Here is a 22361-nt window from a genome sequence, read left to right on the forward strand (position 1 = left end):
CAACTGCACGCGGGATCGCCGGGGTGGTGGCGATGGTCATGCGGCCCTGGACCGACATGCTTTTCGAAGCGGCGAATACCGGCGTGGCCTGCGAGGTCGCGACCATCGTGTCAACGCGCCGCGCGATCCGGATATCGCGACCCAATCACCGCCAGCAGTTCATGCGCGATGCTGGCACCGGCCAGCGCGGTGATGTCGGCGTGGTCGTAGGGTGGACTGACTTCGACGACGTCGGCGCCGATCACGTGCATGCCGGCGAGGCCGCGGACGAGGCGTAGTGCGTCCTGCGTGGTGAAGCCGCCGACCACCGGCGTGCCGGTGCCGGGTGCGTAGGCGGGGTCGAGGAAGTCGATGTCGAAGCTGACGTAGCAGGCGTGCGCACCGACGCGCGCGCGGATCGCGGCGATGGTGGCGTCGATGCCGTGGGCGTGCATCCAGTTGGCGTCGCGCACCTCGAAGCCGTGGCTGTCGGAATTGAACGTGCGCAGCCCGAGCTGGATCGAGCGCGCCGGATCGACGAGGCCCTGTTTCGCGGCGTGGAAGAACATGGTGCCGTGGTCGATGCGGCCGTCGCTGTCTTCCCAAGTGTCGCTGTGCGCATCGAAGTGGATCAGCGACAGCGCGCCGTGCTTCGCGGCCAGCGCCTGCAACATCGGGTAGGCGATGAAATGGTCGCCGCCGAGCGCGAGCGGGACGACGCCGGCTTGCACGATGCCGGCGATCTGCGCGCGCAGCGCTTCAGGTACGGCTTCGGGCCGGCCGCAGTCGAAGTACAGATCGCCGTAGTCGATCACGTGCAGGCGATCGAGCGGATCGAAGTCCCAGGCGTAGGGCCGGCACCAGGCCAGCGAGGCCGAGGCCTGGCGGATCGCGCGTGGGCCGAAGCGCGTGCCCGGCCGATTGGTGGTTGCGGTGTCGAACGGGATGCCGACCACGGCGACATCGACGCCGCCAAGGTCTTTCGAATAGTTCCGGCGCAGGAAGCTGAGTGCGCCGGAGTAGGTCGGTTCGGCTTGCGTGCCGTACGGCGATTCACGCGTGAACGCGAGGTCGGTGGTGTTCGGATGAACAGATTTGTCGTTGGACATGCGAAGAGCGGACCCCCTCCCAGCCTCCCCCTCGCTGCGCGAAGGGGAGGAGACAAGCCGACTGTTCTTTCTCCCTCCCTTGCGCGCAGCGCAGGGGAGGGTCGGGGTGGGGTGGCTCTTACGACTTCAGCGCCTGCGCCGCAGGCACGTAGTCGTAGCCCAGGTCCTTCGCGACCGCTTCGAAGGTGATCTTTCCGGCGTGCACATTGAGACCATTGAGCAGATGCGCGTCATCGAGCATCGCCTGCTTGCCCTTGTTCGCGAGCTGCACCGCGAACGGCAGCGTGGCGTTGGTCAGCGCGAAGGTCGAGGTGCGGGCGACGCCACCCGGCATGTTCGCGACGCAGTAGTGGATCACGCCGTCCACTTCATACGTCGGCGTCTGATGCGTGGTGGCCTTCGAGGTCTCGAAGCAGCCGCCCTGGTCGATGGCGACGTCGACCAGCACCGAACCGGGCCGCATCAGCGACAGATGCTTGCGCGACACCAGCTTCGGTGCCGCGGCGCCAGGGATCAGCACGGCGCCGATCACCAGATCGGTCATCGGCAGCAGGTCTTCGATCGCGTCGATGGTCGAATACAGCGTGGTGATCTTGTCGCCATACAACTCGTCGAGATACTTCAGGCGATCGAGCGAACGGTCGAGGATGGTCACGCGCGCGTTCAGGCCCATGGCCATGCGCGCGGCATTGATGCCGACCACGCCGCCGCCGATCACCAGCACTTCCGCCGGCTTCACGCCGGGCACGCCGCCGAGCAGCACGCCGGAACCACCCTGCGCCTTCTCGAGGGCATGCGCACCGGCCTGGATCGACATGCGACCCGCGACTTCCGACATCGGCGCGAGCAGCGGCAGGCCGCCCTTGCGATCGGTCACCGTCTCGTACGCGATCGCGGTGCAGCCCGACTTCACCAGGGCCGCGGTCTGGTCCGGATCGGGCGCCAGGTGCAGGTAGGTGTAGAGCAACTGGCCCGGGCGCAGCATCTGGCATTCAACCGGCTGCGGCTCCTTGACCTTGATGATCATGTCGGCGCGGGCAAAGATCTCGGCCGCGGTATCGACGATCTTCGCGCCGGCCTTCTCGTACATCTCGTTGGTCAGGCCGATCGATTTGCCGCCGTCACGCTGCACCATCACCTGGTGGCCGTGGTGCGTCAACTCGCGTGCGCCTGCCGGCGTGAGGCCGATGCGGTACTCGTGATTCTTGATTTCCTTGGGTACGCCGATCAACATGATTTGCCCTCCCGGGGCGGTAATCGAAATCGTGGGGCTGGCTGCGCCTTACGCAGTGGCGCGAATCGTATCCGCCAGCGTCGAGAAAATCCTGTCGATGTGCGACTTGTCGAGAATCAGCGGCGGGCTGAGCGCGATCACATCCGCCGTGGTACGGATCAGCAGGTCCTTGTCGTGGAAGCAGGTCTTGAACACGTCGAAGGCGCGCGCACCGACCACGCCATCGCGCGGCGCCAGTTCGATGGCACCGATCAGGCCGAAGTTGCGGATGTCGATCACGTTCGGCAGCCCCTTCAGCGAGTGGATGGCGTCCTGCCAGTACGACTCGAGTTCGATCGCTCGCTCGAACAGGTTTTCCTCGGCATAGATGTCGAGCGTCGCCAATGCCGCGGCGCAGGCGAGCGGATGGCCCGAGTAGGTGTAGCCATGGAACAGTTCGATCGCGCCTTCCGGCCCGGTCATGAAGGTGTCGTGGATCTTGCCCGACGCAATCACCGCGCCCATTGGCACCGAGCCGTTGGACAGGCCCTTGGCGCAGGTGATCAGGTCCGGCGTGACGCCGAAGCGCTGTGCCGCAAAGGCCTTGCCGACGCGGCCGAAGCCGGTGATCACCTCGTCGAAAATCAACAAGATCCCGTGCTTGTCGCAGATCTCGCGCAGGCGCTTCAGGTAACCGTCGGGCGGAATGACCACGCCAGCCGAACCGGCGATCGGTTCGACGATCACTGCGGCGATGGTGCTCGCGTCGTGCAGCGCGACCATGCGCTCGAGATCTTCGGCGAGTTCGATGCCGTGCGCGGGCAAACCTCTGCTGAAGGCGTTGCGCGCGATGTCGAGGGTGTGGCGCATGTGGTCGACGCCGGGCAGCAGCGGACCGAAGAACTTGCGGTTGTTGGGCAGACCGCCGACCGAGATGCCGCCGAAGCCGACGCCGTGATAACCCTTCTCGCGGCCGATGATGCGCGTGCGTTGTCCCTCGCCGCGCACGCGGTGATAGGCGAGTGCGATCTTCAGCGCGGTGTCGACCGATTCCGAACCGGAGTTGGTGAAGAAGACATGGTCGAGCCCCGCGGGTGCGATCGCGGCCAGTCGCTCGGCGACCTTGAATGGCAGCGGATGGCCCATCTGGAAGGTCGGCGCGAAATCCATGGTCGCGATCTGCTGCTGCACGGCGGCGACGATGCGGTCGCGTCCGTGGCCGGCGTTGCAGCACCACAGGCCGCCGGTGCCGTCGAGAATCTCGCGGCCATCGACCGATTTGTAGAACATGCCCTTGGCGGACGCGAGCAGGCGCGGCTTCGACTTGAACTGGCGATTGGCAGTGAACGGCAGCCAGAACGCGCCCATCTGCTCGGGCGACGAGGTCGCCTCGTTCGCATAGTGGCTATGGAATTGGTCGAGATCGCTGCTCATGTCCGGGCTCCGTGAAATGCCGACCACGCTAGCAGTGTCAAATAAACTTTACAACGCCGCGCCGATGTTGGACGCTCGCGGCCTGCGGTGTTCAAGATTCCGCATCATCGGAGCGTTCGGGCGTGGATATCGGTCTCAGACTGCAGGCGGTGCGCAAGGCCAAGGGCTTGAGTCAGCGCGAGCTCGCGAAACGCGTCGGCGTCACCAACAGCACGATCTCGCTGATCGAACAGAACAAGGTCAGTCCCTCGGTCAGTTCGCTGAAGAAAGTGCTCGACGGCATCCCGATGTCGCTGGCCGATTTCTTCACCGCCGACTTCGATGCCGGCGGCGCCGACAGCCCGTTCTACCAACCGGGTGAAATGCCGGACCTCGGCACGCTCGGCATCCACTACTACCTGGTCGGACAACGCCGCGCGAACCGGCAGATGACCATCCTGCGCGAAGTCATGCCCCCCGGAGCCGACACCGGCGCCGAGATGATCACCCACGAAGGCGAAGAAGGCGGCGTCGTACTCGCCGGCCAGGTCGAAATCACCGTCGGCGAATCCATCCGCACCCTCGGCCCCGGCGAAGCCTACTACTTCGAATGCCAACGCCCCCACCGCTTCCGCAACGTCGGCCAGGTCGACGTCATCATCGTCAGCGCCAGCACACCGCCGACGGTTTAGCTTTTCCTACGCCCCGCGCAGCGGGGAAAAGGTCACCCGAAGGTCAGGTGTTGGGCGCCTACACGTAGTCATCATCGAGCCTGCCGCCAGAACCACAGACTGGAACGAGCGCCGATAGCACAGCCACCTCAACCTTTAGCCACATATCAACTAGCGGACGGCGTACGGAAACGCGATTCCACCATTGAAGTCTGGCAAAGCACTGCGTGACAAGAACTCATTGTTGACGAGCTGTGTTTGGATTGCCAACGGACTAACTTGGAAGTGGTGCGCCGCATCATCCATCGCATCATCCGAAAAGTCGGAGCCCAAATGTTGGATCAAGCTTTCGATCGGACATAGAAACTCGGCGGCAAAAGCACGCTGGGCTTTCTGTCGAGAAGTCTTGGCGTCGGTCAACGGCAGCCAGCGATCATCCGCAGCAGCGAACATTTGATCACAGAGAAACCGGGCGAGCTCAAAGCGGACTGATTCATTTCCGCGCTTTCTCAAGTGCAGTGTAAGCTGCCTTGGTGCTTTGCGAACCGCGAGCCCAAAGGGCGGGCGAGAGTGCGCACTGGCCTCCACCAAGTCAGTTTTCTTGACGCCGAGTGCGTCATGCAAGGCGGTGTCGGAAATTGGACCCCCATTCAGTCCAAGCTTCCTACGCAGATGACTCGCAAGTTCCTTGCCTCGCACCCAAGCCGGTGCGCGTTGACTGCAGAAGGCTTGTGCCACTTCGTCCACGACGATGCTTGGGTTTGCATTCAGGCCAACTCCGTTTGCGGTGCGAACCGCGGACTCTAGAAGAGTTCCAACATCTTGAGAGACGCACAGAGTGGCCACCTCTTGGGCCGCATTCAATCCAGCTTGCGGAACCAGCCTTTCCAACTGATCCAACACTGAAGCTGGTCCTTCCCCGGCGTCGAAACCGGCGATGGCTTCCAAGCGCCGGTAGACAGTCAGTTCCTGATTGGCACGTTCTTCACTCAGTTCGGCCAGCAAGTCATGCAGTGGAGAATGCGAGATGCCAACCGCTTCCAAGCGCGCTATGACGCCGCCAAAGAAGTCATCGAGTACGCGCTCAAATTCGTCCGCTATCAAGACTTCGTGCGCGCTAGACAGATACTTAATCGGTCCGGGCTTCCCTTCTGGGGACGCTGCAGCCCAAACGTGGATAGCTTCTCCGTCAGAAGCGAGCAGGACTTGGGGCCAAATGTATCCATAGCCAGCCGCAGCGATCTCATGCGCCATCCTCCACGAGACGTCTGGGGTACCGTTGGGCAGTGGCTCCCACCTCAAACGCCACCAGTTCGACGCAAACCACAGTGCTAATGGGTACGCCGACAGTCGCACATCGTCGCTCACGGTCTTGGACCATTCATCGACGTTTTGGGTCAATACCTTGGGGCCGATTGCCAACTTGAGCTTTGCCCCCGTTTCTCTGACCTCTGCAGACTCATGGATGGACGACAACCATTGCCACGTAATGGCGAAGTTCATTGCGCAGCCCACCTGGACTTGACGACTTCGATCAGTGGATCGATAGGCAACATGGGATAACCGTGGTACGACCCGATTTCCGGATTCTCGAGCATGCCCTCAATTGGAATGCCATTCTTGGCCATCGCCCACACGTTCTGCGGCCAACCGTTTCGTTCCTGGACGCTGACCAACCCGCGCTCAAGAGCGCACTTCAGTAGCCGCAATGCTTCACTGCGGTGAAAGACGCCGGCATCATCGCACAGCGACTTTCCTTGGCGTGGCAGCGCAGGTGGACTCAGGCCAAAGTCGCCTGGGTTCTTCTTGTGTTCCGGATTGCCGCCGTATGATGCCGTCGCACTAAGGACGCGAAGTCGTTCAATCGATGTCGGATCGATCGGCGAAGGCCTCAGTTTTCGCTTTGGGTTTACGGTACGGCGCGGCTTCATGTCGTTGCTCCTTCTGCGCCATCTTAACCTGAGGGGGGGGGCAAAGCGGCCAAGGCCGGTCAACAACTCCACATGTGGATTTGCTTCCAGACTCATCGGCTCAGGAAGCCACGACTTCGGGTTGGGGCGCTGGCGTTCTCATTGGGCATACGCTCAACCCTACCGCAGCGCGTCGAATTTCTGCTGCAGCGTGGGGGTCCAGTCGCCGGGTTGCCAGGAGACGGCGGGGTTCTGGCAGAAGGCGAGGGCGCCGGTACCGAGCCATTGTTCGTAGCCGGAGGTTTTGATGGTGGCGAAGAGTGTCCATTGTGCGTTGCCGTCGGTTTGCAGTGGCAGGAACTCGCCGCAGATCAGGGGCTGGTTGGGGCCGTCGGGCGTGGCCAGGGTGCCGGCGCGCACGGCGCGGAATTGCGACGGCTCGGGTGGGCGATGAGCGTGGAAGTCGGTGGCGGCGGTGGTGAGCAGGGCATCGACTGCTGCACCGATCGTCGCATCCATCGTCGCAGCGGGCGGCGCGTCGGTGGCATCGCACTCCGGATTTGCGTTGCATGCGCCAAGCAACAGAAGGGTGGCGAGTGTGATCGGCAGGCGCATGGGTGTTCCTCGGGGAGGTCAGTTCAAGGTGGGGACGCCATCCGTGCCTTCGAGCCCGGCGCAGCCTACTACTTCGAATGCCTTCGCCCCCATCGCTTCCGCAACGTCGGCCAAGTCGACGTCATCATCGTCAGCGCCAGCACACCGCCGACGTTTTGAATCGGCTCCCTCCCTTGCGCGCGCAGCGCGGAGGGGAGGGTTTGGGTGGGGTGCTCTTCAGTTCGCGGAATGGCAAACGTCGCAACCCATTTCCTTCAATCGCGTCGATCTCGCTCGCGCACTTGGCCAAGGCGCCGTCGAATCACCTGGATCAGTTCGAGATCCGCACGGGCGCTGAGCAGGCCAACGGGCGAGTAGCCCGTTCTCGCCGAACGCAGCAACGTGATCGCGAGCAATGCCGCTGTGATCACGAAGTTCTGCCAGCCGATCAGCGGCCACTGGCCGGACCAGCAGAATTCGGGTTGCAGGCGGATGGGTGCGAAGTAGTAGATCGGCCACAGATCGAGCGGCGTGCTGCCGCGCGAGCCGAGAATGTCGCAGAGCAGATGCAGGTGAACGGCGAGGAATGCAAGACCGAAAACGGCGCGTCGGTTGCGGCCGAAGCCCGCGACGAGCGCGGCGATCATGATCGCCGCGGGCAGGCCGTGTCCGAGCAGTCGATGGTAGTGCTGGTAGTAGTCGGTTGGCGGCAACCCCAGCATGCGCGTCGAAAAATCGACCACGATGCCGACGCCGTCCAGATCCGGCAGCACGCCAGCGATCGCGATCAGCCCCTTGTCGCGCATCGACGGCACGATGCGCTCGAACCCGACCCAGCCGACGAGGAAGTGCGTGATCGGGTTCATCGCGCGCGACCAGTCATTTCATGGGATCTCGCCAAGTCGACAAGGTGTGCGTGCCAACGCGGTTCGATCGTGTCGTAGGCGCCGACGAGCTGCGCGAATGCGGCTGGCTCGCCGCGGCGTTGGAGCAGTGCCGGAACGGATTCGCGATGGATGCCATTGTCGCCATGGAACAGGTAGTGGACGAGGCTCCAGTAGGCCACATAGTAGTGGTTGACGTGTTGTGCGATCGGCGGTCCGGTGTCTTCGACCAGTGACTTCAGTGAGAACAGCGGCGTGCCCTGAAAGGTTGGCGGTGAGTCGGCGCCGGCATCGATCTCGGTCAGCCACCAGATGGGATAGGTCGTCGGATCTGGACGACCGAGATCGAGCTTGCCTTCCGACAAGGTGCTGGTGCCGAAGTAGCTCGCGATACCTTCGCTCAGCCAGCGCCGAGGCTTGTGGCCAGCCGCTTCGGCAATCAGTTGGTGCGTCGCCTCATGCAGCATCCAGTGGTACGGGTTCTCGCTGTTCCCCGGGTACGCGAACGAGTACGGATGCCTGTAGTACGCCTCGGCCCAGGGTGAGGCGCGGTTGTTGCGCTTGAACTCGAGCTGGTCCCTGTACAGGACCAGGTGAAGTGCGGCCTTCTCGTTGGCGATCGGGAGTGCTTCGCCATAGGCGCGATAGAGTGATTCGACTGCCATCGCCACGGACGTGGTTTCCCCGATCGCCGCGGACGAATGGATGACGTAGTGGTTCGTTCGGATGGACGCAGCGGGAATGTAAGGCGGTTTGGGGGCCGCAACCGGCTTGCGCTCGGGTTGTCGTGGCTCCGAGCAGCCGGCGATTACGCAGATCAGCGCGAGCCCGACCGTCGAGAGCCTGAACATGTGCGGCCTATCAGCCACGTCCGCTGCGCCGGATGAATCGGCGACCGAGCGCGGCGACCAGCACCGATGCCGTAAGCAGCATCCAAGATGCCAATGGCGACGCGGGTACGCCAAATGGGTCGCCATCATCCGCCAGCTTTGTGCCCACGGGATCCAACAGCGCCACGACCGCGATCAGTGCGCTGCACGATCCGAGCATCGTCAGAGCGAGTCCAAGGATTCTGAAGCCTCGCATGCCTATCCTCCTCCAGCGTCTGCGGTCGGCACCGGGGTCATCGCTTCCTCACCAGGTTCCGCCAGCGAGGCGCCACCACGAACCTCCGGCGTACAGTGAGCCGAGGACGAACAGGGTGCCGAACAGGGTCTTGTTGTGGCGCGCGAGCCAGGCGGGCAGGTAGATGTCGAAGTTGTCGGCGCGCGCGTCGGTGTAGCGCGCCGCGACGTCGGTCAGCGGACAGCGCCAGCGATTGAGCAGGAGCACCAGCACCTCGGCGAGCACGATGCCGATCAGGATGGCCGCCGTTCCGGGTCGGCCCAGGTGAGCGGTCACCGGGATCGCCAGGACGCAAGTCGCGAGCACGGCCCAGATCAGCGTGTGCGCCAGCTTGACGAGGTGCAGGGCGGTCGTTGGCTTCATGCGTGGTCCGCGGGTGAGCGTGCTTAGGCTAGCGCGAGCGGTGACCGTGGAGCGCGTGCAATCGATGTTGAACGGTGGCGCCACGGCCGCGATCGCGGGCAGCGGCCGTGCTAGCGTTTCGGTTCTTCCCGGCGGCGCCTTTCGAATCGAGCGCCGTCTCCACGACGAGGATCGAGTGATGAACCATGAATCGTTTTCCGACTGGCAATCCAAGGCCGCTGCACTGCGCTTTCCGCACCAGGCGTTTGTCGATGGCAAGCACGTCGATGCGTTGAGCGGTGCAACCTTCGATGCGCTGAGTCCGATCGACGGCGCCGTGCTCGCCAAGGTCGCGCGTTGTGATGCGGCGGACGTCGATCGTGCGGTGCAGGTGGCGCGGCGCGCGTTCGAGTCCGGGCGCTGGTCTGAGAGCAAGCCGACGCATCGCAAGAAAGTGCTGGTCAAGTTCGCACAATTGATCCACGACCACCGCGAGGAGCTCGCGCTGCTCGAGTCGCTGGACATGGGCAAACCGGTGATGGACGCGCTCAATGTTGATGTCGCCGCCAGCGTGCGTTGCATGAGCTGGACCGGCGAGGCGATCGACAAGGTCTATGGCGAAATCGCCGCGACCGGGCCGGACGAACTCGGGCTGGTCACGCGCGAGCCGCTGGGCGTGATTGGTGCCATCGTGCCGTGGAATTTCCCGATGCTGATGGCGTGCTGGAAAATCGCGCCGGCGCTGGCGACCGGCAATTCGGTGATCCTGAAGCCGAGCGAGAAGTCGCCGCTGACCGCGCTGCGCCTGGCCGAACTGGCGATCGAGGCCGGCATCCCGGCCGGCGTGCTGAACGTGTTGCCCGGCTACGGCAAGGAAGCGGGCGAGGCGATCGCGCTGCACATGGACGTCGATGGTCTGGTGTTCACCGGTTCGACCGCGGTCGGGCGCCATCTGCTCACCTGTGCAGGTCGCTCGAACATGAAACGCGCCTACATGGAATGCGGCGGCAAGAGCCCGAACCTGGTGTTCGCCGATGCACCCGACCTCAAGCGCGCCGCCGAGGCCGCAGCCAGCGGCATCTTCTTCAACCAGGGCGAAGTGTGCACCGCGGCCTCGCGCTTGCTGGTCGAGCGTTCGATCAAGGACGAGTTCGTGGCGATGGTGGTCGAGGCCGGTCGCAGCTACCAGCCGCGGCATCCGCTCGATCCGGGCGCGATGATCGGTGCGATGGTCGACGAAGACCAGACGCGGCGTGTGCTCGGTTACATCGAAAAGGGCCAGGCCGAGGGCGCGAAGCTGATGCTCGGTGGGCGCCGCGTGCATCCGGTGACGGGCGGCTGCTACATCGAACCGACCATCTTCGACGAGGTCGCGCACGAACACACGATCTCGCGCGAGGAGATCTTCGGCCCGGTGCTGAGCGTGATCGCGTTCGACGACGAGGCGCAGGCCCTGCGTTATGCCAACGACAGCGACTTCGGCCTCGCCGCCGGCGTGTGGACGCGCGACATCGGCCGTGCCCACCGCGTTGCACGCAAGTTGCGCGCCGGCAGCGTCTGGGTCAACTACTGGGACGGCGGCGACATGACCGCGCCGTTCGGCGGCTACAAGCAGTCCGGCAACGGCCGCGACAAGTCCCTGCACGCGTTCGAGAAATACACCGAGGTCAAGGCGACCTGGATCAATCTGGAGGCATGATCTGCCGCTTGTGGCACGTTTGTGCTACGTTGGGCGCACGGGAGACTGGACATGGCTACTGCAACCACCACCATTCGCATTCCTGAAAAGATGAAGGCGCGGGTCGCCAAGCTGGCGAAGAAGAGCGGCACGACAGCGCACGCGTTCATCCTGGAGGCGATCACGCAGAAGACCGAGATGGCCGAGCGTTATGCGTCTTTTCTGAAGGATGCGGACGACCGTCGCAAGGAATTCCAGGAGACCGGCAACGCAATCAGCTGGGAAGAGATGGAGCCCGTGCTGCTTGCGCGCGCCGAAGGCAAGGATGTTCCCTGGCCTGCGGCGCGAAAGATCGACCGCTGAGCATGGCCAGGGTCGAGCTCGCTCCGCGCGTAAGGGAAGATCTCGCGCGCATCCTTGAACACTTGATCAAGTACAAGGTCACTGATCCCGAGCAGCGCATCCGTTCGATCGTCCAAGGCGTGCGCGTGCTTCGGGAGAATCCGTTGATCGGCCGTCCGGTGCCGGGAGACGTGCGCGAACTGGTCATGGGCAGGGATAGCCGCGGATACCTCGCCCTGTATGAATACGACAGCTTTGCGGACCGCGTGCTGGTATTGGCGATCCGCAGCCAACGCGAAGCCGGTTACGTCGACTCGTCGTCCGCGAACAGGTGACGGAAATAGCGTTCCGGCGCGTTCAGGAAATCGCGGGTCAGGCGCACGTGTTCGGACTCGCGTGCGTCGATCTCGCGGATGCCCTGCTCATCGACCTTGAGCACGGTGGCGCCCGGGTAGCAGAGCAGGATCGGCGAGTGCGTCGCGATGATGAATTGCGCGCAGCGCGAGCGATCCATCTGGTGCAGCAGGGCGAGGAAAGTGAGCTGGCGCTCCGGTGACAGCGCGGCCTCGGGCTCGTCGAGCAGGTAGACGCCATCTTCGAAGCGACCTTCGAACAGTGCAAGGAAGGCTTCGCCATGCGAGCGCTCGTGCAGCGATTTGTGTTCGTACTGCGAGAAGGCTTCGCCATGCGAGCGCTCGTGCAGCGATTTGTGTTCGTACTGCGAGAACGTCGCGCCGACCGACTCCATGTAGTCGATCCACTGGTGGAACGTCTCGGCGCGCAGAAAAAAACCATCGCTGACCCGTTGCCGCCAGGCCAGCTGCAGCGCCCGGCCGAGCGCTTGGCCGTCGGCATCCTCGCCGAACGACTGGTCGCGATCACCGCCGCGGGCATTGAACCCGCAGGCCCAGGCAATCGCCTCCAGCAAGGTCGACTTGCCGGCGCCGTTCTCGCCGACCAGCATCGTCACCGGCGTCTTCATCCGCAGCGGCAGACCGCGCACGATCGCCGGCACGTTGAACGGATGGCGATCGGCATCGGTGATGCGGTCCGCGTGCAGACCGACATGGACCAGGAACGGACTGCCGCTGATGCCGTGATGCGGTTTCCTTCGGCTCATGTCGCGTGCATGCCGTCCCGGATCGCGGTACCGGCGCAACCGGTGCGCTTGGCGCGGGTGGGCGCCGTGAGTTCAATCATCGAGCTTCTTCCTGGGGCGCGCGATCGGTTTCGACCATCGCCGCACGGCCCGGTCGAAATCATCAGGTTGCGTGGCGGCTTCGGCGAGCCGCTTGCGGTTGAAGGACTCGTAGTGCTGTTCGGCGTGAGCGAGTGCGAGTTCGTGCGAGATGCGGCCGGCATGGGTCAGGATGTCGCGGTCGTTGATGGTCAGGAAGCTGTCGAGCTTGCTGATCCAGTCGGCCATGCGCATCGGCACGCGACGCATCGCCTGGCCGGTCGCGAAGACGAGGTATTGCTCGACCAGATTGTTCAGCGCGGCAAGTTCGCTTTCATCGAGATAGTTCTTTGCGACCGCGACATCATCCTTGCGCACTTTTGGCCCGCGCCAAGTCGTGAGTCCCATGTTCGGCTTGCTGCTGTCCACCCGGCTGCGCACGATCTCGGCGGCGGTTTGGCCGGTGATCGCCCAATGCATCTTGTTCTGCACGGTCTTGAAAAAGCTGATGCTGGCGTCGACCGTAGGGTCGTAGTCGATGCTGGTGGCGTAGATGTCGGTGATTTTCTGATAGAACCGCCGCTCGGAGGTGCGGATGTCCTGGATGCGGCGCAGCAGTTCGTCGAAGTAGTCGAAGGGCCGCTCCGGGTGCTTCAGACGCTCGTCGTCGAGCACGAAGCCCTTGACGATGTATTCGCGCAGGCGCTGCGTGGCCCAGATGCGGAATTGGGTCGCGATGCGCGACTTGACGCGATAGCCGACGGAGAGGATGGCGTCGAGGTTGTAATGAGCGAGGCTCCTGCTGACCTGCCGGGAGCCCTCTTGTCGAACCGACAAGATTTCCTTGTGGGTTGCGGCGGCGAGCAACTCCCCTTCATCGAAGATGTTCTGCAGGTGCAAGCTGATGTTTTGCTGCGATGTGCCAAACAGTTCGGCCATCTGTGGCTGAGTGAGCCACACCGTCTCGCCCTCGAAGCGCACATCCAGTCGGATGCGACCATCCTCGCTCTGGTAGATCAACAGCTGCGATGGACTGGGCGCTTCGTTCATGGTGTCAGGTTAGTCGTGGTGCGCGCTGCAGGTCCAGCGCGAGTGGCTGCGCCGGAGCGGGCCGCCAAAGCGTTGCAGCCCCGCGCCCAGCGTTCAACAATGCCGGGTCACCCGAAGGAAGGCCGTGATGCGACGGACCCGCTCGACCTGGATCATCCCGCTGGCGCTCGCGCCGCTGCTCGCCGGTTGCTTCAGCCACTCCGGGGACGAACCCGACTTTCCCGCGCCGATCAGCGAGACCACGTGCCCGGACCTGTCCGGGTCCTACGCGATGCAGGCGGACGCGGGCAGCCAGATGCCATGGGGCGATGTCTCGTACCAGCACACGCTGAAGGCGCCGGCGACGGTCGTGTCCCTGTTCGACTCGGGCGGGTATTCGCTGACCACGGTGTTCCATCGCGATCCCGCCGAGTTCGCAGGTGCGGTCGAGCGCTTTCGCACCGAGCGCCCGGGCGACTATGAAAAGTGGCGGCAGCAGGCACTGTCGATGTTCGATCCGATGCGCGGTGCGCTGAAGGTGCGCCGGGATCTGCCGTTCGATGCGTTGACCCGCCTCGGCCCGGTACCGGAATGGGGGGCGCCGGGTTCGAAGGGTCATTGCCGCGACGGCTGGTGGGTCGATGATCGCGACTACGACGTCGAACTGGCCCTGACCCGCGATGTGCGCGGCGGGTTGCTGGTGCGGCACGACCAGACCAAGCGCAGCGTGATCGGCCTGTGGGCCGAGACCGGTGCCGGCATTCCCTACGCGATCCGCGTCCATTCGCGCTGGTCGCGCTTCGCTCCAGTGGAGGTGCCGCGGTTCTGGATGCCGACCGCAGCCAAGCTGCCGCCCAGTGCGCAAGCGGTCGCCAGCACCGACCCCGATGGCTGGATGCAGCGCGATGGCGACGCGCGCATCATCGGCCTGCGCGTCCGCGCTAGGAAGCTGATGGGCCCGGACTCGATGCTGCTGAACCTCAAGGAAGACGGCGACCATGTGTTGTTCACCGGCACGCTGCCCGACCGCGCAGCGCTCGATCAACTGATCGCCGCCATCGGCAAGGAACCCGAGGTCGCGCGCGTACGACTGGAGTCGACCATGGACCTGAGTTTCGGGCGCGTGCGTTTCGTGATCCATCTGAGCCTGAAGCGCTGAGCCGCCGTCGGGGCCAAAGCTGGAGCGCCGCAGTCCGGTTTGCCCCGCCGTCGCGCCAGCAGAAGGCTGATGTGCCGGCAGCTGGTGCGCGACTATTCGAAGCCGTCTGCAAAGAGGAGCGGTCCGCCGCCGAAGCGGAGATCGTCGATGGCCTCGAAGTTTCCGCTGGTGGTGACGTCGGGCGCATTCACGTTGATTCTCGTGATCGGCGTGGTCGAGGTCACGCCGAAGAATCCGCCGCTGTCGCCCGGCGCCGTGACCTGGACGCTGGCCAGAAGTCCGCTGCTGCCGTACACGACGATGCCGACGCCATCGGACTCGCTGAACGCGCGCAGGGACACCGCAGTCACCGGCGGCGAGAACAGCAGATCGAAGGCGCGCACATCGTCCCGCGCCAGCACCATCTTGGACGCGGTCGGCCCGATCGAGAAGTGGACGGCGCCTGCGCCCAGCGCGGTGAACCCGCCGGAATCCGGCACGCTCCGAATCTCGACGCCGACAGGCATCGCACCAGCCGCGAAAACCGCATTGTTGGTGCCCGCGTGCAGCGGTGAAGCGAAGTTCGCGATCGCCCCAGCAGCGACATTCGCGCTCTCGAAATCTTCCGAAACCAGGCTCAGTGCCACCGTGGCGGCCGCAAACGCGATCGGGTTGTCGTAGGTGACCGTTTGCGCGCATGCCCCGCCCGCCGCCAGCCCCAGGCAAGACAGCGAGAGCGGGAGCAATCGGGCGCTTTGAAGTCGCATGACCGCTCCTCCACAAGGGCGAACGATAGCGTTGCATAGCAGTTGTCTGTTGTCCATCGCTCGTGGCAACGCAGCAGCGCAATCAGACTGGCGTGGCATCTGCAATCGCGGCATTGCAAGTCGATGAGGCGAATCGGATCAGTGGGCCGATCGGCCCACGGAGGCGGCGACCTCCTCGGCCAACCGGCGATCGAGACGCGTCGCGGCCTCGTCCGCGCAGGTCCGGCACGTGCCGCCTTCTGACCGATTTATAGGCCAGCGGCAAGGCTCGGCGTGTACCTTCGTACAGTGGGCTCCGCGGGCGTGGGCGGGGACACTGCGGCTTGTCCATGGGTCGGAGTCGGCATGTCGTTCCTGATCGTTCTTGCCGCGCTGTGCTTCCTGATGTGGGTGGCCTATCGCGGCCACAGCGTGATCCTGTTTGCGCCGGTGGCGGCGTTGGGTGCGGTGCTGCTGACCGACCCGTCCCTGGTCGCGCCGATGTTCACCGGCCTGTTCATGGAGAAGATGGCCGGGTTCCTCAAGCTGTATTTCCCGGTGTTCCTGCTTGGCGCGGTATTTGGCAAGCTGGTCGAACTTTCGGGGTTCTCGAAGTCGATCGTGGCGGCGGCAATCCGTCTGTTCGGCGCCGAGCGCGCGATCCTGGCCATCGTGGCGGTGAGTGCCTTGCTCACCTACGGCGGCGTGTCGCTGTTCGTGGTGGTGTTCGCGGTCTATCCGTTCGCGGCGGAACTGTTCCGCCAGGCCGATATCCCCAAGCGCCTGATCCCGGGCACGATCGCGCTTGGCGCGTTCACCTTCACCATGGACGCGCTGCCCGGCACGCCGCAGATCCAGAACATCATCCCGACCGCGTTCTTCGGCACCGATGGCTGGGCCGCGCCATGGCTCGGTGTGGTCGGCGCGTCGTTCATCCTGACGATGGGGCTGCTCTATCTGGAATCGCGCCGCCGCGCCGCGCTGCGCAGCGGCGAAGGCTACGGCAGCGGCCACAGCAACGAACCGGCGGCGTTTTCGAGCGAGCGCTTGCCGCATCCGCTGCTGGCGCTGTCGCCGCTGCTGCTGGTCGGCATCAGCAACAAGTGGCTGACGCTCGCCATTCCGGCCTGGTACGGCGCTTCGCACAGTTTCGATCCGGCCATCGTCGGCGCGGCGCCACCAGTGGTGCAGGAAGTCGCCAAAGTCAGCGCGATCTGGGCGGTCGAGGCGGCGTTGCTGGTCGGCGTTGTCAGCGTCGTCTTGCTGGCGTGGAAACCGGTCACGCAGGCATTCGTCGAGGGCAGTCGTGCGGCCATCGGCGGGGCTTTGCTGGCGTCGATGAACACCGCATCGGAGTACGGCTTCGGCGCGGTGATCGCGGCCCTGCCGGGATTCCTGGTGGTCGCCGACGCGCTCGCGGCGATCCCCAACCCGCTACTCAACGAGGCGATCAGCGTCACCGCGCTCGCCGGCATCACCGGCTCGGCCTCCGGCGGGCTCAGCATCGCGCTGGCGGCGATGGCCGATGGCTTCATCACCAACGCACAGGCCGCCGGCATCCCGATGGAAGTGCTGCACCGTGTCGCCGCCATGGCCTCGGGCGGCATGGACACGCTGCCGCACAACGGCGCAGTGATCACCTTGCTCGCGGTCACTGGCCTCTCGCACCGTCAGTCGTATCGCGACATCTTCGCCATCACCCTGATCAAGACCAGCGCGGTGTTCGTGGTGATCGCGGTGCACCTGGGTACCGGGCTGGTCTAGCGCTGCCGGCTGCGCGAATGTCCGGTCCGCCGGCATGGCTTCGTATGGGTGGGGAAAGGAGACCCGACCATGAGCCGCACACATCCATCTCGCCGTCTGTTCCACCGCGCCTGCAGCATGTTGTTCGCCACCTTCTCCGCGGCATCGCTGCAGGCGGCGACGTTCACCGTGACCACGGTCAGCGACAGCGGGCCGGGCTCGCTGCGGCAGGCGCTGCTGGATGCCAACGCCAACGCTGGTAACGACACCATCGCCTTCCAGATCGGTTCCGGGGCGAAGACCATCGCGCCGCTGACGCAGTTGCCCGACATCAATCAGGCGACGCTGTTCGATGCGCGCACGCAGCCCGGGTTCGTCGGCATCCCGCTGATCCGCATCGACGGTGCGGCATTCTCGAATACGGAGTCTGGCCTGCGCATCTACGCCGGCCCGACGACGCTGCAGGGACTCATCGTCACGCGCTTTCCCGGCGCCGGAATCTACGTCGGTGCAGGCGATGACATCGTTCTGCGCGGTTGCTGGATCGGTACCACCGGCAGTGCCGCTGGCTTCGGCAATGGCGGCGGCGTGCGCGTCGGCCCGGCCAGCAACGTCAGCATCGGCGGTACTGGGGCCGGCGATGGCAATGTCCTCGCGGACAACAGTCCCTCGGGGATCGACGTGGATGCGAGTGCCGGTGCGGTCGTTGTGCAGGGCAACCGCATCGGCACCAATGTCGCCGGCAGCGCAGCCTTGCCGAATGGCAGCGGCCTGCGCGTGTACAACGCCGACACGCTGGTTGGCGGCAACAGCGCACCGGCGCGCAACCTGATCTCCGGCAACGCTGGGTCGGGCGTGTACGTGGCCGGCCCCGATGGGGCCAACGTGCGCGTCTTCGGCAACTACATCGGCACCGATGCAGCCGGCACGAGCGCGATCGGCAACGTTCTCGATGGCGTCAACGTCGCCACCGGCAGCGCCAAGATCGGCTTTGGCAGCGCCGCCGAGCGCAACCTGATTTCCGGCAACGGCAACGCAGGCATCGGCATCGGCGTGGACGCCAGCGCCGTGCAGGTACTCGGCAATTACCTTGGCACCAATGCCGCCGGCAACGCCGCCATCGGCAATGGCACCGGCATTCGCAATGACGGCCACGACTCGCAGATCGGCGGCACTCTGGCGAGCGATGGAAACGTAATCTCGGGCAACGACGGTGACGGCATTTCCGTCGGCGTCGATGCGGCCGGTGGTTCGATCCGGAGCAATCGCATCGGCACCAATGTCGCCGGTACCGCTGCGCTGGGTAATGGGCTCTATGGCGTGAACGTGCGTGGCACCGGCATGATCATTGGCGCGCCAATCGCCGGCAACCTGATCTCGGGCAACGTGCGCAGCGGCATCACGCTCGCCGACACCGCGAGCGGGCACAGCATCCGCGGCAACACCATCGGTCTGGATGCCACCGGCACGCTGGCGCTCGGCAATCTGGGCGATGGCATCAATCTCCATGGTGCCGACAACGTGATCGGCAGCAGCGGCGTGGGCGCACACAACGTCATCGCCGCCAATCCGGGCTATGCGATCCATCTTGCAGAGGGCGCCGACGGCAACACCATCCAGAACAACTACATCGGCACCAATCCGGCGGCGGCCGCGGGGCTCGGCAATGGCTTCGGCATCGGCATCAATGGTGGCGATGGCAACAGCATCGGCGGTGCCTCGGTCGGGCAGGGCAACGTCATCGCCAACAGTCCGCAGATTCCGATCCTGATCAACGTCGGCCAGGGCAATCGCATCCTGCGCAACAGCATCTACGGCAACAGCGGACCGGGCATCGAGTTGAGCCCCTCCGGGCCGCGCGCGAACGATGCGCTCGACGCCGACCTCGGTCCCAACCAGGGGCAGAACTATCCATTGCTGCGCGTCGCGCAGGCGGCCGCCGGCGTGATCAGCGTATCCGGTGCACTGGATTCCGCAGCGGCCGGAAGCTATCGCGTCGAGTTCTTCTGGAGCCCGGTTTGCCACTACTCGGGTTTCGGCGCGGGGCAGAAATTCCTCGGCGCGCTCGATGTCGTTACCAACGGCAGCGGCCACGCCGATCTCGCGATCGGCCTCGCCGACAATGCGGTCAGCGGCTACCTCACCGCCACCGCGACCGATGCCGCCGGCAACACCTCGGAGTTCTCGCCGTGCATCGCCATCGGCCCGCAGGCGGTGGGCGAGTTCAACTTCGCCCGCGAAACCATCCTCGCTTACGAAGACTTGCAGGCGGTGGATGTCTACGTGACACGCAGTCACGGCGTCAGCGGCGCGGCGTCGGTGCAGTTCCACACCAGCAACGGTAGCGCGATCGCACCCGGCGACTACACCGCCACCACGACTACGCTCCACTTTGCCGATGGCGAGGTGGTCAAGTACGTGCATATCCCGCTGGTGCGCGACGATGTCGCCGAAGGTACCGAGGAGTTCCAGGTCACGCTCGCCAGCCCGACCGGCGGCGCGCTGATCGGCTTCAACGCCGACAACCCGGCCGCGCTGTTCGATCACGATCCGGCGCACCCGGCCTACTTCACCGACGATGCCGCGGTCGAAGAACCGGGTGCGGGTTCGGTGCAGGTGCAGGTTGCGGTGCACATTTCCGGTTCCGACCATCCGATCGACATCGAATACCAGACCGCGGACGCGACCGCCGTCGCCGGCCAGGATTATGTTGCGACTTCGGGCATGCTCACCTTCGCGGTCGGTGAAACCACCAAGCTGGTGCCGGTCACGGTGCTCGCCGACGCGATCGGCGAGGGCGCGGAGTCGTTCTACCTGCAGATCAGCGGCTTCTACGCTCAGGGCGTGATCGCGCAGGACGGCGAGGCCGAGATCACCATCAGCAGCAACCGCATCTTCGCCGACGGGTTTGATTGAGCTGCGGATCGGCTGCGACTACGCCGCGCCACGCACGTAGCGGCGCGCTTGCGCGCGACAAGCGCGGCCTTTGGTGTTGACCGACGCAACTGGTCGGTCGCACACTGCAGCGAATGTCATTGAACTCCAGAGATATCGAGCAGATTCACACCGCGCCTTCGCGGTCCCCGCGGGTGCTTGGAGTGGCTGCGTGGATGGTTCGGCAATTGGCGAGGATTCCGGTGATCCACATTGCCTTGCCAGCACCATGGGCGGCAGGCAGGGCCGGATCTATGCGTGCTGGAGGGCAAAAAATTATGCGGAGGCGGCGCAAGTTGCGCTTGCCGGGCTCGAGTACTTCCGGCACCGCAAGAGCAAGTTCACGGCAATGCTTGACCACCATTGCTGGTGGAGTTTGATGTGGGACGGCGTGCAAAGCGCCAGGATGGTCGACACCGACCAGACACGCGAACAGCTTGTCGCCAGCGCCCTGGACGGCCCGCTCCCGTTCGAAGGCATTTTCGTCGCGCAGTCCTTTCTCGAGTTCGCTCGCTGGGCCTATCGAGCGGCGCGCCATGACGACGCGGTCAGGCTTGCCGGGTTGGCTGCACAAGCGGACCCGTCATGGGCCGAACCCGATTTCTTCCTTGGTTGGCACGCGCTCCTTCGAGGCCAAGCCGAAGCAGAGGCCTGGCTGATGCGAGCGGTGGAGAAAGACCATCGAGTGCTGTTTCGCATAGCCAACGACGACGTGTGCAAGCGGCGTCCGGCACTCATCAGACACCTGACCGAGCAATACCGGGTCGAGTTGATGCGCAGCGTTCCGTAGCGGCTGCCGAGGCCGGTTGTAGTCGTCGACACACCCATGCATGAGTTCGTGCGTTGCTCCGCGGTTGTGATATTTCGGTCGCTTCCGGCGAACAACTCGGTACAGCGGCGCACTTCGGTGTAGCTGGCCTGGTCCCGAAGTTCGAGCAAAGGAAGGCGATTGAAGGCGAAGAGACTGACCCGACCCATGACTCAACCCGATCTGCATGACGCGTTCCTGCACGAGCTGCAGCTGCACAAGGTGATTCTGTTCAAGGTCGCGAACGCCTATTGCAGCCGGCGTGAGGACCGCAGCGATTTGATCCAGGACATCACCATCGAGTTGTTCTGCGCGTACCCGAAGTTCAATGCGCGCGTTGCGAGCTTCTCGACCTGGATGTACCGGGTCGCGATGAATGTCGCGATCTCGGGGCATCGTGGAGATGGTCGGCGCATTCGTGACGCGCTGTTGATCGACGAGTTCGCGATGGACCTCGCTGCCGCCGACCGTGAACCCGCGAGCGGCGACGACGCCGCCGAGGGCACCGAGCAGTTTCAGGTCACGCTTGCCAGCCCCACCGGCGGCGCGCTGATCGGCTTCAATGCCGACAACCCGGCGACGCTGTTCGATCACGATCCGGCGCACCCGGCCTACTTCATTGACGATGCAGCGGTCGAAGAGCCGGGCTAGTCGCGGCGGTTGCCCGCCTCGTCGCGCAGGCGCTGGTCCAGGCGTTCGCTGGCGCGGTCGGCGTAGCGGGTGCAGGCCGTGGGGTCCACGAGTTGATTGCGGGTCTGGCGTTCGAACAGTTTCGAGAACTCCGGATGCGCCGAGACCAGCAGGTCGCAGGGCAGGGTGCGGATCGTGTCGATGCTCCGGCGCAGGGTCGCGGCGCGACCGCCATCGGCAAAGCGGTAGTGCTCGTCCGAGACCGGCGTGAGGCTGTCGGCGTAGACCAGGTCCACGCAGCGCTCGTCTTCGCAGTCGCGCCAGGTCCAGGTGGCGCCGCCGGGGGTGTGGCCGGGGGTGGCATGAAGGGTGAGCGTGGTGTCGCCGAGTGTGATCGACTCGCCATCGGCGAGCGCGCGCGTGTTCGCGACCGGCGGGAACTTCATGAAGTCGCCGTAGCCCGCCTGCGGATCGTGCTTCGGCACCGTGCCGCGGTTCAATGCCTCGGCGCCGGCCGCAGTCGAGAGCACGCTGGCGCCACTCATCCGCGCCAGCGCGGCGGCGCCGCCGACGTGGTCGAAGTGCGCATGCGACACCGCGATGAACTTCACGTCGCGCACCTCGCGGCCGATGGATTTCAATCCAGCGACGATGCCGGCCACGGATTGCGGCAGCGCGCCGTCGATCAGGATCACGCCAGCGCCGGTGTCGATCGCAACCACGCTCAGTCCCGCCGGTCCGACGTAATGCGAGCCGCCGAACAGCCGGAACGGCGCGCGTGCCGCGTTCCAGTCGGCGCAGCTGCCGCAGGTGATGGCTTGCAGGTCGGCGGGTGGGGTGTCGAGCGTCGGTGCGTCCATCGTGGGCTCCTGCGTGGGGTTGCCACTGTCGCGCTT

22 protein-coding genes are annotated in these 22361 nt (G+C 64.8%); 9 read left to right on the forward strand and 13 right to left on the reverse strand.

Annotation, left to right across the window (positions count from 1 at the left end):
• Positions 1-110: 110 nt before the first annotated feature.
• The 3 genes from speB to IPG63_11670 all read right to left on the reverse strand — a co-directional run bounded on the left by speB (position 111) and on the right by IPG63_11670 (position 3735).
• On the reverse strand, positions 111-1088 hold the full coding sequence (speB, locus tag IPG63_11660) for an agmatinase (protein MBK6727901.1): 978 nt from the start codon (positions 1086-1088) through the stop codon (positions 111-113).
• 118 nt (positions 1089-1206) lie between these two features.
• A complete protein-coding gene (gene ald, locus IPG63_11665; GenBank protein ID MBK6727902.1) occupies positions 1207-2322 on the reverse strand; it encodes an alanine dehydrogenase in 1116 nt (371 codons plus the stop codon).
• Between the two features lie 48 nt (positions 2323-2370).
• The gene (locus IPG63_11670) at positions 2371-3735 is read right to left on the reverse strand and encodes an aspartate aminotransferase family protein (protein MBK6727903.1); all 1365 of its coding nucleotides are present in this window, start codon (positions 3733-3735) and stop codon (positions 2371-2373) included.
• 122 nt (positions 3736-3857) lie between these two features.
• Here IPG63_11670 and IPG63_11675 point away from each other — a divergent pair, with 122 nt between their 5' ends.
• The gene (locus IPG63_11675) at positions 3858-4406 is read left to right on the forward strand and encodes a cupin domain-containing protein (GenBank protein MBK6727904.1); all 549 of its coding nucleotides are present in this window, start codon (positions 3858-3860) and stop codon (positions 4404-4406) included.
• A gap of 150 nt (positions 4407-4556) precedes the next feature.
• Here IPG63_11675 and IPG63_11680 read toward each other — a convergent pair whose 3' ends face one another.
• The 6 genes from IPG63_11680 to IPG63_11705 form a co-directional block, all read right to left on the reverse strand.
• Positions 4557-5888 (reverse strand): hypothetical protein, encoded by a 1332-nt coding sequence (locus tag IPG63_11680; protein ID MBK6727905.1) that lies wholly within the window; start codon positions 5886-5888, stop codon positions 4557-4559.
• Complete coding sequence (locus tag IPG63_11685) at positions 5885-6316, reverse strand: hypothetical protein (GenBank protein MBK6727906.1); 432 nt, start codon at positions 6314-6316, stop codon at positions 5885-5887. The genes IPG63_11680 and IPG63_11685 overlap by 4 nt, the downstream gene beginning before the upstream one ends.
• A gap of 159 nt (positions 6317-6475) precedes the next feature.
• On the reverse strand, positions 6476-6910 hold the full coding sequence (locus IPG63_11690; protein MBK6727907.1) for a hypothetical protein: 435 nt from the start codon (positions 6908-6910) through the stop codon (positions 6476-6478).
• A 254-nt stretch (positions 6911-7164) separates the two neighbouring features.
• Positions 7165-7755, reverse strand: coding sequence for a metal-dependent hydrolase (locus IPG63_11695; GenBank protein ID MBK6727908.1), 591 nt, complete (start codon positions 7753-7755; stop codon positions 7165-7167).
• The gene (locus tag IPG63_11700; GenBank protein MBK6727909.1) at positions 7752-8624 is read right to left on the reverse strand and encodes a DUF1570 domain-containing protein; all 873 of its coding nucleotides are present in this window, start codon (positions 8622-8624) and stop codon (positions 7752-7754) included. The genes IPG63_11695 and IPG63_11700 overlap by 4 nt, the downstream gene beginning before the upstream one ends.
• A gap of 283 nt (positions 8625-8907) precedes the next feature.
• Positions 8908-9261: a hypothetical protein gene (locus IPG63_11705; GenBank protein MBK6727910.1), complete on the reverse strand. Its 354-nt coding sequence runs from the start codon at positions 9259-9261 to the stop codon at positions 8908-8910.
• 178 nt (positions 9262-9439) lie between these two features.
• Between IPG63_11705 and IPG63_11710 the strand changes: the two genes are divergently transcribed.
• Genes IPG63_11710 through IPG63_11720 form a run of 3 tightly spaced genes read left to right on the forward strand, consistent with a single transcriptional unit; the run spans position 9440 to position 11595 of the window.
• On the forward strand, positions 9440-10939 hold the full coding sequence (locus IPG63_11710; GenBank protein MBK6727911.1) for an aldehyde dehydrogenase: 1500 nt from the start codon (positions 9440-9442) through the stop codon (positions 10937-10939).
• A 51-nt stretch (positions 10940-10990) separates the two neighbouring features.
• Positions 10991-11281: a ribbon-helix-helix protein, CopG family gene (locus IPG63_11715; protein ID MBK6727912.1), complete on the forward strand. Its 291-nt coding sequence runs from the start codon at positions 10991-10993 to the stop codon at positions 11279-11281.
• 2 nt (positions 11282-11283) lie between these two features.
• Positions 11284-11595: a type II toxin-antitoxin system RelE/ParE family toxin gene (locus IPG63_11720; protein ID MBK6727913.1), complete on the forward strand. Its 312-nt coding sequence runs from the start codon at positions 11284-11286 to the stop codon at positions 11593-11595.
• On the opposite strand, the gene IPG63_11725 is transcribed toward IPG63_11720, so the two are convergent.
• On the reverse strand, positions 11565-12380 hold the full coding sequence (locus IPG63_11725; GenBank protein ID MBK6727914.1) for an AAA family ATPase: 816 nt from the start codon (positions 12378-12380) through the stop codon (positions 11565-11567). The two genes, IPG63_11720 and IPG63_11725, sit on opposite strands and share 31 nt — an antisense overlap.
• A gap of 72 nt (positions 12381-12452) precedes the next feature.
• On the reverse strand, positions 12453-13487 hold the full coding sequence (locus tag IPG63_11730; protein MBK6727915.1) for a virulence RhuM family protein: 1035 nt from the start codon (positions 13485-13487) through the stop codon (positions 12453-12455).
• A 127-nt stretch (positions 13488-13614) separates the two neighbouring features.
• Here IPG63_11730 and IPG63_11735 point away from each other — a divergent pair, with 127 nt between their 5' ends.
• Positions 13615-14625, forward strand: a complete 1011-nt coding sequence (locus IPG63_11735) for a hypothetical protein (protein MBK6727916.1) — start codon at positions 13615-13617, stop codon at positions 14623-14625.
• A gap of 92 nt (positions 14626-14717) precedes the next feature.
• On the opposite strand, the gene IPG63_11740 is transcribed toward IPG63_11735, so the two are convergent.
• Positions 14718-15371 (reverse strand): hypothetical protein, encoded by a 654-nt coding sequence (locus tag IPG63_11740; protein MBK6727917.1) that lies wholly within the window; start codon positions 15369-15371, stop codon positions 14718-14720.
• Between the two features lie 345 nt (positions 15372-15716).
• On the opposite strand from IPG63_11740, the gene IPG63_11745 reads away from it, so the two are divergent.
• The 4 genes from IPG63_11745 to IPG63_11760 all read left to right on the forward strand — a co-directional run bounded on the left by IPG63_11745 (position 15717) and on the right by IPG63_11760 (position 21486).
• On the forward strand, positions 15717-17114 hold the full coding sequence (locus IPG63_11745) for a GntP family permease (GenBank protein MBK6727918.1): 1398 nt from the start codon (positions 15717-15719) through the stop codon (positions 17112-17114).
• A gap of 69 nt (positions 17115-17183) precedes the next feature.
• Complete coding sequence (locus tag IPG63_11750) at positions 17184-20009, forward strand: right-handed parallel beta-helix repeat-containing protein (GenBank protein MBK6727919.1); 2826 nt, start codon at positions 17184-17186, stop codon at positions 20007-20009.
• A gap of 190 nt (positions 20010-20199) precedes the next feature.
• Positions 20200-20817 (forward strand): hypothetical protein, encoded by a 618-nt coding sequence (locus IPG63_11755; GenBank protein ID MBK6727920.1) that lies wholly within the window; start codon positions 20200-20202, stop codon positions 20815-20817.
• Positions 20818-21003: 186 nt separating this feature from the next.
• Positions 21004-21486 carry a hypothetical protein gene (locus tag IPG63_11760; protein MBK6727921.1) on the forward strand — a complete coding sequence of 161 codons (483 nt, stop codon included), beginning with the start codon at positions 21004-21006 and terminating at the stop codon, positions 21484-21486.
• On the opposite strand, the gene bla is transcribed toward IPG63_11760, so the two are convergent.
• Complete coding sequence (bla, locus tag IPG63_11765) at positions 21483-22325, reverse strand: subclass B3 metallo-beta-lactamase (GenBank protein MBK6727922.1); 843 nt, start codon at positions 22323-22325, stop codon at positions 21483-21485. The two genes, IPG63_11760 and bla, sit on opposite strands and share 4 nt — an antisense overlap.
• Positions 22326-22361: the final 36 nt, after the last annotated feature.

Source organism: Lysobacterales bacterium, assembly GCA_016703225.1.
In the GTDB taxonomy this organism is placed as follows: domain Bacteria; phylum Pseudomonadota; class Gammaproteobacteria; order Xanthomonadales; family Ahniellaceae; genus JADKHK01.